Annotated in this window: 11 protein-coding genes; 4 read left to right on the forward strand and 7 right to left on the reverse strand. The window is 43.7% G+C overall.

All coding sequences use genetic code 11. From position 1 onward, the window contains the following. Window positions 1-66: 66 nt before the first annotated feature. Window positions 67-693, reverse strand: coding sequence for an adenylate kinase (locus G626_RS0102270; RefSeq protein ID WP_022931174.1), 627 nt, complete (start codon window positions 691-693; stop codon window positions 67-69). Window positions 694-960: 267 nt separating this feature from the next. Between G626_RS0102270 and G626_RS0102275 the strand changes: the two genes are divergently transcribed. The 3 genes from G626_RS0102275 to G626_RS0102285 all read left to right on the forward strand — a co-directional run bounded on the left by G626_RS0102275 (window position 961) and on the right by G626_RS0102285 (window position 3,129). Continuing rightward, the gene (locus G626_RS0102275; protein ID WP_022931175.1) at window positions 961-1,566 is read left to right on the forward strand and encodes a LemA family protein; all 606 of its coding nucleotides are present in this window, start codon (window positions 961-963) and stop codon (window positions 1,564-1,566) included. A gap of 76 nt (window positions 1,567-1,642) precedes the next feature. Next, the gene (locus tag G626_RS0102280) at window positions 1,643-2,347 is read left to right on the forward strand and encodes a TPM domain-containing protein (RefSeq protein ID WP_022931176.1); all 705 of its coding nucleotides are present in this window, start codon (window positions 1,643-1,645) and stop codon (window positions 2,345-2,347) included. Beyond that, window positions 2,341-3,129: a TPM domain-containing protein gene (locus tag G626_RS0102285; protein WP_027726931.1), complete on the forward strand. Its 789-nt coding sequence runs from the start codon at window positions 2,341-2,343 to the stop codon at window positions 3,127-3,129. The genes G626_RS0102280 and G626_RS0102285 overlap by 7 nt, the downstream gene beginning before the upstream one ends. A 48-nt stretch (window positions 3,130-3,177) precedes the next feature. Here G626_RS0102285 and G626_RS0102290 read toward each other — a convergent pair whose 3' ends face one another. The 4 genes from G626_RS0102290 to aroF all read right to left on the reverse strand — a co-directional run bounded on the left by G626_RS0102290 (window position 3,178) and on the right by aroF (window position 7,964). After that, the gene (locus G626_RS0102290; RefSeq protein WP_022931177.1) at window positions 3,178-5,391 is read right to left on the reverse strand and encodes a methyl-accepting chemotaxis protein; all 2,214 of its coding nucleotides are present in this window, start codon (window positions 5,389-5,391) and stop codon (window positions 3,178-3,180) included. 76 nt (window positions 5,392-5,467) lie between these two features. Continuing rightward, window positions 5,468-6,046 (reverse strand): O-methyltransferase, encoded by a 579-nt coding sequence (locus tag G626_RS0102295; RefSeq protein WP_022931178.1) that lies wholly within the window; start codon window positions 6,044-6,046, stop codon window positions 5,468-5,470. 38 nt (window positions 6,047-6,084) lie between these two features. Beyond that, window positions 6,085-6,957 carry a prephenate dehydrogenase gene (locus G626_RS0102300; RefSeq protein WP_022931179.1) on the reverse strand — a complete coding sequence of 291 codons (873 nt, stop codon included), beginning with the start codon at window positions 6,955-6,957 and terminating at the stop codon, window positions 6,085-6,087. Further along, window positions 6,954-7,964 carry a 3-deoxy-7-phosphoheptulonate synthase gene (gene aroF / locus G626_RS0102305; protein WP_022931180.1) on the reverse strand — a complete coding sequence of 337 codons (1,011 nt, stop codon included), beginning with the start codon at window positions 7,962-7,964 and terminating at the stop codon, window positions 6,954-6,956. The genes G626_RS0102300 and aroF overlap by 4 nt, the downstream gene beginning before the upstream one ends. A gap of 385 nt (window positions 7,965-8,349) precedes the next feature. Here aroF and G626_RS0102310 point away from each other — a divergent pair, with 385 nt between their 5' ends. Further along, window positions 8,350-8,751 carry a pyridoxamine 5'-phosphate oxidase family protein gene (locus G626_RS0102310; protein ID WP_022931181.1) on the forward strand — a complete coding sequence of 134 codons (402 nt, stop codon included), beginning with the start codon at window positions 8,350-8,352 and terminating at the stop codon, window positions 8,749-8,751. A gap of 56 nt (window positions 8,752-8,807) precedes the next feature. On the opposite strand, the gene G626_RS0102315 is transcribed toward G626_RS0102310, so the two are convergent. Both G626_RS0102315 and G626_RS0102320 read right to left on the reverse strand, forming a co-directional pair. Continuing rightward, complete coding sequence (locus tag G626_RS0102315) at window positions 8,808-10,892, reverse strand: right-handed parallel beta-helix repeat-containing protein (protein ID WP_022931182.1); 2,085 nt, start codon at window positions 10,890-10,892, stop codon at window positions 8,808-8,810. Window positions 10,893-11,044: 152 nt separating this feature from the next. Then, entirely contained in the window at window positions 11,045-12,292 is a 1,248-nt protein-coding gene (locus G626_RS0102320; protein ID WP_022931183.1) for an SGNH/GDSL hydrolase family protein, read from the reverse strand. Window positions 12,293-12,372: the final 80 nt, after the last annotated feature.

The following is a 12,372-nucleotide window of genomic DNA, read 5'->3' on the forward strand; positions in this document are numbered from 1 at the left end:
GGCTGTGGGATACACTCATTCCTCGTGTAGACCATAGCCTTTCTTCTTTTATGTGTTTTTGTTTAATTAAAAGATCTTTTTAAACTCACCAAGCAAAATGTCTGTTTCGATAGATGCATCGAGGTCGGTAATCTTGCCCTTGTTCTTGTAGTAGTTGATGAGCGGTTCTGTCTGCTCGCGGTAAACGTCCATACGGTGGAGGATAGATTCCTGCTTATCGTCATCGCGCTGATAGAGTTCGCCGCCACACTTGTCGCAAACGCCTTCTACTTTTGGTGGAAGAGTTTTGATGTTGTAGTTAGCTCCACAAGCCTTACAAACACGGCGTGTAGAAAGACGGCCGATTACGATATCATCTGAAATCTGGAAGTTTACAACCTTGAGGTCTGCAACAAGTCCGTCCAGCATTTCTGCCTGTGGAATTGTACGTGGGAAACCGTCAAGAATGTATCCGTTTTTGCAGTCGTCCTGAGCAAGGCGGTCTTTTACAAGTTCAAATGTGAGTTCGTCGCTTACGAGAGAACCTGAATCGATAATTGCCTTTACCTTTACTCCAAGTGGAGTCTGTGCCTTAATATTTGCACGGAAAATATCACCAGTTGAAATGTGTGGGATTTTGTAGTCTTCTGCTACCTTTACTGCGAGAGAACCTTTTCCAGCTCCCGGTGGTCCCAAAAATACGAAATTGTTCATCTATTATCTCCATTAAATTGATTTCTTCTATTTTATTATGAAAGTGACTTTCGGGCAAGGGATTTTTTTTCCACACGGATTGGATTTTGCTAACGCAAAATTTTTATATAATATGGAATTACGTGAGTAATTCCGAATCCGTGTGGAAATTTTAATTGACTATATTACAATTCATTTATAAATTTAAAGTAATGTCATGCTGAACTTGTTTCAGCATCTTGTAATGGATCCCGAATCAAGTTCGGGATGACGGTAGGAGGATTTTTAATGAAAAAGATTTCGAAGGGGCTGATTGCTCTTATTATTGTGCTTGTTTGTGTGCTTGGAGTTTTTTCTTTCTATAAGAATACTTACAACTCGCTGGTTACTATGGATGAAGGCGTTTCGGCTTCCTGGGCTGAGGTGCAGAACCAGTATCAGCGTCGTCTGGACCTGATTCCAAACCTGGTTTCTACAGTAAAAGGTTATGCTAAGCATGAAAGCGATGTATTTACTCAGGTTTCTGAGGCCCGTTCTAAGGCAGGCGGACAAATCAATATCAGTGATGAGGTTTTGAATGATCCTGAGGCTTTTGCCCGCTATCAGCAGATTCAGGATAACTTGGGTGCCAGTCTGCAGCGCCTTTTGATGGTTACAGAGCAGTATCCGGAATTAAAAGCAGACCAGAATTTTATGGCCCTGCAGGATCAGCTGGAAGGAACTGAAAACCGCATTACAGTTGCCCGCAACCGCTTTAATGAAACTGCAAAGACCTATAATACAAAGATCCGCCAGTTCCCTGCAAATATCATTGCAAATATGAGCGGCTTTGAAAAGAAGTCTTACTTTACAGCAAGTGAAGCTGCGCAGTCTGCGCCTAAGGTTGAGTTTTAGATTGCCCGGTCAAGCCGGGCAATGACAATTGTGTCATTCTCGGGCTTGACCCGGGAATCTATACAGGAAGGATAATGTGAAATATAAGACTTTAATTAAAAAACTTAAGCTTAAAGATGAAGATTTCAAATCTATAAAAGATGCTGTTGCAGCGGCCGAGGCTAAGACTACCGGTGAAATTGCAGTAGCAGTTACTCCGGAATCTGCCCGCTACTGCTTCTGGGAATTGCTGGCTGCAGACTTTTTCGGTGCTCTGGTGCTCGTTTGTATGCTTCCTTTTTCGGAAAAGATTCTTGCTCTCTACCACAGGCTTTACTGGCAGAATGAGCCCGGCTGGATTTTACCGCTCTTCTTTGTAATTTCCTGTCTGGCAGCAGTCGTTGTAGGATTTTACATCTGTAATATTCCGGCAATAGACCGTCTGGTAATTCCGCCTTCTGTACGCAGGGCCTGTGTAACAAACCGTGCCTTCCGCTATTTTACAGAAAGCGGAGTTTACGATACAGCAGAGCATTCTGGTATTTTGATTTTTGTTTCATATATGGAACGCCAGGTTCGCATTGTTGCTGATTCCGGTATTTCAAAGCATATTTCTCAGGACTTGTGGAATCTGATTGCAGACGAGCTGGCTGAAAATCTACGCAAAGGCCAGGCTGCTACAGCCTTTACTACAGCTATAGAAAAATGTGGCGAACTTCTTGCAGAACATTTCCCGCCTCATGAAGAGAATCCAAACGAGCTTCCTGATGGCCTTGTAATTCTGGAGGATGCAGAATGGTAAAGAAAAGATTTTTTTCAGCTGCTCTTACAGCTATTTTGATTTCCTCTTCAATTTTTGCCGCAAATGTGCCAACTCTCAAAGGCCGTGTAAACGATTATGCAAAAATAATCCGGGACAGCGACGAGCGTGAAATAGAAGAATACCTTGCTGGAGTAGAGCAGGCTTGTGGTGCTCAGATTGCAGTTCTTACAATGCCTTCTCTGGATGGAGAAGATATTTCTTCTTTTGGAATCAGGGTTGCAGATAAATGGCAGCTTGGTGATAAGGAAAAAGATAACGGCGCAATTCTGATTGTTGCCTATGCAGAGCATGATTTACGCATTGAAACAGGTGATGGACTTGAAGGTTCTCTTACCGATGCAAAGTGCGGCCTGATTTTACGAAACGTAATAGTTCCCGAATTCCGTGACGGAAATTATTCCAAAGGTATTCTTGAAGGCGTTAAAAATATGGGTGCCATTGCGACTGGTGATGAAAGTGCACTTTCCCGTTCTGTAAAAGAAGGAGAAGATAAAAGCTCTAATGACCTTGTTCCAGTTTTTGCAATGCTTATATGGCTGATATTTGTCGTAAGCATGATCAGCGCAAATGCAAGACGTGGTCGCCGCCGTGGCCGCTATTATCATAACGGAAATACTATTGCCTGGATTGCAGCCGATGCAGCACTCCGCTCTATGATGGGTAGTGGCGGACATTCAGGAAGTCATTCATCCGGTGGTTTCGGCGGCTTTAGCGGAGGAGGCGGTCACTTTAGTGGTGGCGGCGCCTCGGCACACTGGTAGGAAGTATACGGTGGTTTCGATACGGCTGCGCCTACTCAACCACCGTGCTTAGATGTGAGTGTTCATTATTTCCATAAGCTCTCTGGCAACTCTTACAGTGCTGTCTGCAAGTTTTGCCAGATTCAGGGCTTCCCGACCCAGGTTTTCTGTGAAGGCTGAAATACCGCTGCTGGCATCGTTTACAGCCTGAGAAGCCTGACAGAGTTCCTGCATATTATTCATTACGCTGGCAGCAAACTTATCCTGGCTTATAATTTCATTCTTCATATGAGCCGCACTTGTTGCAAGGCTTGATACATCTTTTTCAATTGCGTTTCCGGCATTCTGCTGGGCTTTCATTCCTTCCCAGGCAGCATTTACACGTTCAGCACTCTTTACAGAGCCATCTTCAATCTGCAGGAGTGCCTGGTTAACCTTAGAAGTAAGGTCAGCACTGCTATCGATTGAGCTGATAATGGAAGTGATAATTTCTGCAATCTTACCTGACCACTGAGAGGTCTGTGATGCAAGGTCTTTAATTTCGTGGGCAATTACGGCAAATCCTTTTCCTGCTTCTCCCGAATGTGCCGCTTCGATACTTGCGTTCATAGAAAGCAAGTCGATTTTATGGGCAAAGGTAGAAAGTGTACTTGCAACGCCTAAGATTTCTGTTGAGGAGTCCTGAATCTCTTTCATAACAGACATGAGCTTCTTCATGTCGTCACTTCCGGCCTGAGTAAGTTTTGAAAGGGAAGATGTAAACTGGGCTGCAGTAGAAATACCTTCGCCTACAGTTGAAATACCATCAATAATATCCTGAGTACCCTTTGTGGTATCCTGAATCATTATTGTTTCGTTTTCAAATTCCTTTGAAATTGATTTTAAGAAGTTTGTAAGATTATCAATTGCAGTTGCAGTTTCTTCGCGGATGCGGTTCTGTTCGGAAATTGCTTTATTAATATCAGCTACCTTATCTTGAGTCTCTGATGAAGATTCAATCATGGAATCTACAGATTTGTTAAGCTTTTCAGCAACAGAGTTAGAATCTTCTGCCATCAGCTGGGCCTTGGCAACAACGTTAGAAAGCTTATCCTTCTGAGCCTGAGTTTCTTTTGCAAGTCGCTGAACTTCTTTTTTGATGTTTGATTCGCGGATTGCAAGGGTGATAAATACAGAAAGGTCTACAAAGAAGAAGGCAAAGCCCTGGGTCCACATAAAGGGAACTATGCCCGCAACCTGGCAGACAATATCATGAAGGGCACAGCAGGAACCAACAAAGAAACCGACAAAGACAGGAATGGAATCATACTGCTTATGCTTTATACCCTGAACGGTAACAATAAAACCATAAACAATTACAGCCACGGTAGGAAGCATTGCAATTAAGAATAAGTTATCAACTGCAATATCATTTCCTGTGCAGGCCAGGAAAGCAGCAAAGAAAATTACTGTTATAGAAAAGGCAATTATCAGAGTAAGCTTTGTTTTTTTTCTGTTATAGAATCGGTGCAGGAATAACATCAGGAACATCATACTTGACGGTAAACAGGCTCTTGCAAAAGCTCTCTGAAAATTATAATTGAGGACTGTGTTTTCTGAACCCATGTCATAAAAGTAGATAATGATAAAGAGAAGACAGCCTACAAAATACAGGAAGGCTGTGTTTTTTCTATCCATGCAAAACTGCAATAATGAATAAAAGAGAATGAAGGCACACAAAACTCCAATACAAAGGAATATCTTCTGATTGAAAATGTTTTTGATTTTATTCATGAAGTAGCCCTGGGTATCATCATCAATAGAAGGACAGATATCCTTTGCTGTATTACCAGGAGCGTAAACTCTTAAGGCAATTTCTACACTGCCGTCTTTAATGCAGTTTGAAGGAATTAATACATCTGTATTCTGTTCGATTTTTACGCTGACATTAGGCGGGAAGCTTCCGCGGGTACCAACATAAACGCCATCTGCATATACTTCAATGGCACAGTTTGTTTTCTGAAATCCTAACCATATATTAGAGGTCTGGAAGGCTGCTGGTATATTTACCTTTTTTCTAAGCCAGAAATAATGCTGATTATTTTGCATTGCAATGAGCCCGCTGGCATTTGAGTTCTGCCAGGAAGAGTCGTCAAAATCTGCAGCAGCATAGTTTTTGTTATCTCCAAACTTAATTTTCCAGTCTTCGTATATAGGCTGGCTTTTTCCCATTTTCATGGAACATGATGTGAAAAGGATTGTAAAAACAAAAAGTGAATAAAGTGATTTCTTAAAATTTTTCATAATTATTCTCTCGGATTTGAATTAATAGAATAATTATAACATAGGTATTGAGAATTTACGAAGAAAAATTAAGAGTCTATTTTCTTTTGCTTACTGCGATTCTGTCGCCGATTTCATAAAAAGTTGTTTCAAACTCCTGATTTGTGCGAAGGAATTCTGCATACTTCTGGATTTTTTTTACCAGCTTTTTGGTGGAGTAATTATGGGTGAGGGAAAGGTCGTCTACCATACCGTGAAAGGAGAGGTTGTCACTTATGATTACTCCGCCAGGAGCCAGATTTGCCTTGTATTTTTCGAAGAACTTTATGTACTGGGCTTTTGCGGCGTCTATAAAAATCAGGTCAAAACTACCTTCAAGGGGGCAGGTGAGGGCGTCTGCGTGGATTGCGGTGATGCGGTCTGAAAGTTCTGCTGCCTTAAAGTTTTCTACAGCCTTGAGGTGACGGTCTATGTCGAGCTCGATTGTTGTGACCTTTATGTCGTCAGCAAGGCTTGCAAAGCGGATGGAAGAATAGCCGATGGCAGTTCCAATTTCGAGGATATTTTTGCAGCTGTGTTCCTTGATGTAATCGCAGATAAAGTCACAGCCTTCGTCCTGCATGATGGGAACTGCCTCGCGGCTTGCGTATGCTTTTATTGAAAGTAAGTTGTCCATAAGTTCCTTAGATTATCGGGTCAAGCCCGATAATGACACTAACGTTGCATGGCGATTCGTTTCTGGCGAACGTCTGCGAGTAATGATTGTAGCCCATTTGCGTCCTGAGTTTCAATCAGTTTTTTCAGATTATCCAACTGGCTTTCAAAGTTTTCTATATGGGCAACAAGTTTTTCCCGGTTAGCAAGAAAGAGCTCTGTCCAGAGGGGTGCGTTAATCATTGCAATTCTGGTGAGGTCTTCAAAAGAGCCGCCACCGAAGCTTGTGATTTCCGGGTCGCCGGCACTTTCTACCATGGCACTTGCTACAACGTGACAAAGCTGAGAGGTAAAGCCAATCTTGTTGTCGTGGGTATCGGCATCTACTTCGGTGATTCTGGTAAAGCCCATGCCGCGGATAATCTTACGGAAGATTTCTACTGCAGCTTCGTCCTCGTAGCCGCCTTTTGGCTTGATCAGAATATAATTGTGGTTCAAAAAGTATTCGCCTTTTGATGCGGCAAAGCCTTCTTTTTCACCGCCTGCCATTGGGTGGCCTAAAATCAGATGGGCATTTGCCGGCCGGATTTCGTCCTTGTCCAGGGCTGCTGCCAGGTCATGCTTTACACCACTTATGTCGGTGATGATTGCGCCGTCCTTAAAATCTCCCTTGTGCTCCCGTAAAAAATCCAGGGTTGCAGCAGGGTAGAGGCAGATAAAAATCATGTCAGCCTGGCCTAACAAATCTTTTGTTTCGCTTGGCGTAAAGGCGCGGTCGATGATTCCCGAGGTGAGGGCGGCAAAGAGCGACTCATTGTTTTTGTCGAGTGCAAAGATTTTGCCGTCCGGGTCTTCATGTCCGATAATGTTTGAGCGGATTGCCTTTGCGACAGAACCGCCCATTATTCCAAGTCCTATGATTGCGTAAATCATACGTTGCGTCCGTTGATTGCGGCAATCTGAGGAAGAATCTTCATAAGTGAAGCAAACTCTGTTGGGTGCAGAGACTGTTCACCATCGCAAAGTGCTTTTTCAGGATTGTTGTGAACTTCGATGATAAGTCCGTCTGTGTTGCAGGCAACTGCTGCCTTTGCAAGCTCAGGTACCATCCAGCGCTGACCGCAGGCATGGCTTGGGTCAATGATAATTGGAAGATGGCTTACCTTGTGAAGGTATGGAACGATGCTTACATCAAGACAGTTTCTTGTGTAGTTATCGAAAGTGCGGACACCGCGTTCACAAAGAATTACGTCTTCGTTTCCGCTTGCCATAATGTATTCTGCAGACATCAAAAGTTCTTTTACAGTTGCAGCCATACCGCGCTTAAGCAAAATAGGTTTTCCAACCTTTCCCATCTCTTTAAGAAGGTCAAAGTTCTGCATGTTGCGGGCTCCAATCTGGATAACATCAACATCATCAAAATATTTAAGCTGGCGGATATCCATAAGCTCAGTTACGATTGGAAGTCCTGTTTCTTTTTTAGCTGCTACGAGGAACTGAAGTCCTTTTTCACCAAGTCCCTGGAAGCTGTATGGAGAAGTACGTGGCTTGAATGCACCGCCACGGAGAAGTTTTGCTCCGGCTGCCTTAACGTCGCGGGCAATTGAAACAACCTGCTCTTCAGTTTCAACAGAACAAGGTCCTGCAATTACAGGAATTTCGCCGTTACCAAAGCTTGTATTTCCAACTTTAATTACCGAGTTTTCCGGATGGAAAGTGCGGCTTGCCATTTTATATGGAGCAGAAACCCGCTGTACTGTATCAACAAAAGGATTTGCGCTTACCATTTCGGTGTCGAGTGAGCTGGTGTCGCCCAAAAGTCCGAGAATTGTAAGGTTTTCACCCTTTGATACATGTACTCCAAAGCCTTTCTGCTTCCATGAGTCGATGAACTCATTCATCTGCTGATCTGTTGTTCCGTGTTTTAATGTTATGATCATTTATGTTTCCTCTCTTGGTAATTTTACGACAGGCACCGCTTTCGAGTCCCTCTCTTTCAGCGCGCGCATGCAAAAAAAAAGGAACTCTTTTTCAGAGTTCCTTGAAATTACCGATTTATATACATCAGCATCTATTTTGCCAGAACTCTGCAACTTTTGTGAGAATAATAGTAATAATAGTATGCGTAAGTGATGTTTTTCATTTGTTTTTAATTTACTGATATGAAAAAAAAGTGTCAAGTAGTGTTATTGTAAATAGAAACGTTTTTTTTACCGTCATTGCGAGCCGAAGGCGAAGCAATCCATTTATATAGATTGCCACGTCGCCCTGCAGGCTCCTCGCAATGACGAGCATTATGTAGTATAATATATCCGAGGTGATAAAATGAAAGAAGTTTTTGATTTTATAAAAAAATGCGGCACTTATTATTTGGCTACAGTTGAAGCAGATGGACAGCCACGTAACCGTCCATTTGGCACAATAAATCTTTTTGAAGATAAGCTTTACATCCAGACAGGAAAGAAAAAGGATGTTTCTAAGCAGATTCAGAAGAATCCTAAGGTTGAACTTTGCTGCTTTGACGGTGCGACAGGTACCTGGCTCCGTCTTGCCGGAGAACTCGTTCGCGATGACCGCCGTGAGCCAAAGGTTGATATGCTTGAACACTATCCTGACCTTAAGGCTATGTATTCTCCAGATGATGAAAACACAGAGGTCCTTTACTTTAAGAATGCAACTGCAACATTTTCAAGCTTCAGCGCAGCGCCAAAGGTTGTAAAGTTCTAAACGATTAATAAACATATATATCCGGGGCTCCCACTAAGACAGCCCCGGATTTTTTTTTATAAAACTTTAATTTCATCTGCCAGTTCTGCGAATGGACCTGGCAGAACGTGAGTGCCGCGGTGGTTGCCGAAGAAGTCTTCATTGAAGATGATGTCACTTCCGTCGCGGTTTTCAAAGCGCTGTTCAGGTTCAAAGGCAGAGCCGAGAACTTTAGTTGTGATTTCGCCTGTGGTGTAGTTGCCAATCAGTTCTTTAAGGTTGTTCTTTAGGCTGCCAGATTTCAAGCTGATTTTAGCCTTGTTTTTTCCAGCCACTACGAGCTTGTCTTTTTCATGCTTGCAGACTGTAGCCCCGTTCAGGTAAACGTTTCCGCCCAGCCATACAGGGAGGTGACCAAAATGATACTGGGCAAGAGGCCCCATATCAGGCTCTCTGTCCATCATAAAGTTTTTAATCCATTCATCATAAGTAGGGAAGATATCAAATGGAGCAGTGCCGACAACTTCGTAGTCGGCAGCGGCTGCAGTCTTTTCCTTATCCTTTACATCAAATATCTGAACAAAAACATTATTGTAGATTCTGTCGTCGCCGTGAAGAATTGTCATAAAGCCTGCAACCTCTGTGCGGTGGCGGATATGGTAAGGAGTATAGCGTGGTTCGCGCTGGTCGTTTATAATGCTGTCTACGCCGGAATTGATGAGGCTGAAAGAGCCGTGAATCAAATTGTGAACAACGGCAATTCCTTCGCTCGGGATTGTGATGGAAACCTTGGAAAGCAGGAGGTTGTTGTCGATGGTTGTAGGACCATGTCCAACTTCAATAAAGACGTCTGTGCTGAACATTGCGCCTTGAGCGGCTTCGCGGCCTTCCGGTCTCTGGTTGTTGTACATGAGGTTCTGGCTTACACGGGCACCCTGAGCTTCCCAGTCCAGCCATACGCCCATAATGCAGTCGTGAATGTGGTTGCGGCGGATTACAACATCGATTGCGGCATGCAGCTTGATTCCTGCAGTTTCGGCACCGCCCAGCTGCTGGGAGTTACAGATGTGGTGAATGTGGCAGTCTTCGATTGTAGAGAAAACGCCGCCCATACGGCCGACAATACCGGTCTGCTCGCAGTGGTGAACGTGGCAGTGGCGTACGATGTGTGAGCCGATATTTTCTTTTGTCCAGCCGTGATACTGACCGCGGCAAACTGCATCGCGTTCCATCTGAGTAGGGCTCTTGAGGTGCTTTGTATAAAAGTACATGTCGTTTTCTTCGTCGCGGTATTTACCAAGTGAGATTCCGCAGCAGCGGCTGTTGCAGACTTCCAGGTCTTCGAAAATCCAGCCCTTGCTCCAGTGTGGGCCGATGAGTCCATCCTGGTAGGCAGCCGGCGGCGCCCATGTTGTAGCACCGTTACAGATTTTAAAGCCGCTTACGGTGATGTAGTTGAGCCCGTTCTGATCCGGCATAAAGCAGTTGCGGCGAACGAGGATTTCGATATTTTCCTTGTTAGGGTCCAGTCCCTTAAAGTTACAGTAGAAAACTGTAAATTGGCCTCGCTTAATTTCCTTAGCCTGTGCGTTTACGATATATTCAGCTGCTTGTACCGGCACAGTCCCGTCATCATTATACTGGAGGGCAGGGGCCTCTCCTTCCTGCTCGCAGAACCATTTGTATTCCGATTCCTTCTGATTCCAGGCGCAGGGATCTGCTTTTCCTGCAAGACACTCATCTAAGCTTGCAGTTTCATACATCATTCTGTCGTTGAGGACAACGCAGCCTGTGTGGCGAACAGTCGGTGCAAAGTACCAGTCTCCGCAAACATAGCTCGTATAAGGATTGTAGCCACCGAAGATGCCGTTATCTACCTTTGCAGTCCATACGTCGCCCTTGAACTTTTTCCAGCCCTTGAGGGCTTCTGAACCTGTGATTATGGCTCCCAGTGGTTTTTCTGATTTATAGGTGATTCTCTGGTCCGGTTCATCGCCGCAACCGCCGGCCTTTGGAACTACCTGTTCGCGGTAGATTCCCGGCGCAACAAGAACCTGGTCTCCCGCCCTGGCAATGGCAGCCGCCTGATTGATTGTCTTAAAAGGGGAAGCCTTGCTTCCGTTTCCGTTAGTTTTTGCTTTTGCGTTTACATAAAAAATCATTGTGTTCTCCAATTTGTCGTCATTCCGAACTTGTTTCGGAATCTATATAAAAGATGCTGAAACAAGTTCAGCATGACAGTTATTGTTAAATTATATAACGGATTTGAGAATAATATTGAAATTTTATCTACAAGAATAGGAAGAAAATATCTCTATCTGGAATAACCGAAGGCGAGAATTGTAAAGGCTTTTTTTTCTTCACCGGCTGCAGGTTTTATTTCTACAGTGTGCTTTCCGGCCTCAGTCTCATCAATCAGCATTACAATCATGCAGTTATTCCAGCCGCCTTCTTCGTGACCGGCGTAGGTATTCTGTAGCTTGCCGTCTACATAAACTTCGTATTTTCCAAACTTATCAGTATTGGCATTTTTGTAAATCATGATGAGGCTCTTGCAGTTAAGCTCCATTTTGAAGGCCTGAGAAGAACTGCCGTCATTTTTCCAGTTTTCGGGGAAGCATTTTCCGCCATGCAGGTAAGCCTGAATCTCTGTATCTTTTTGACTAAAGCCTCCTGCATTTATTGTGACGTTTTTATCCTGTGTATCTGCATAAAGGGTGGTAAAATTTTCGAATGGATTTTCGTTTTTGTAAGTGGCAGGAATCTCAAAAGAAGAATCTGCTTCTGAAGCGTCGATTTCATCAATAAGATTGATAAGACAGCGGGCCATATATTTGTGACCGTTTTTTGTCGGGTGAACAAAATCAGAATAATAAATCTTTGAATCCTTTTCCTGATTAACACCTGAGCCGGCAAGTCCCTTGCTGATGCTTACCTGAGGCAGCTTATAAAAATCAGCTACAGGAGAAATCTGGCCCTGCTGATTCTGATAGGTTGCGGCGGCATAAAGCATGATTACGGCAGTATTGTTTTCGAGAGCCGTGCGGACAAGCTTTTCCATGGCGCGGGTTTTGGAACATTCAAGCCAGTCGTTTACGGCAAACTCAATTACAAGAAGATCTGGATGTCGGCCGGCGCGGGAAACGACGTCTTTCTGGTAACGGATTAAGCCCATTGGAGAAGGGGTGCCGCCGATTCCTGCAGGAATAAAATTTACTTTTGATTTATCAGCGGCATATTTTTCTATGAACATATCCCGGAACTGATAGGCATAACCTTCTGTGTAAACAGCTGGACCTGCGCCTTCTGTAACGGAGCCTCCGATTGCAGAAATAATAACCTGGTCGCCGGCACGTAGTTTTGCAAGCACCTGCTTTATAAGATAATTGTTTCCTTTTGTTACAAGACTTTTTTTTATGATTTCTTCGTATTTTGAATCAGGAATCTTGAGGCCGTTAGTAGATGGCTCTGTATTTGTATCCTGATTTTTCTGGGCTTCCTGAGACTGCATAAATCTCTGTGCGAGTGGATTCGATTCTTCTGTAGTTACTGGCTGATTCATTCTGCTCTCCTGTTTAGTACAACTGATTAGTGGAAATAAAAAAATGAAAATTGCTCCGGTGAATAAAAATTTGGAGCATT

It is taken from the genome of Treponema bryantii NK4A124 (genome assembly GCF_000421345.1).
GTDB classification, from domain to species: Bacteria; Spirochaetota; Spirochaetia; order Treponematales; family Treponemataceae; genus Treponema_D; species Treponema_D bryantii_B.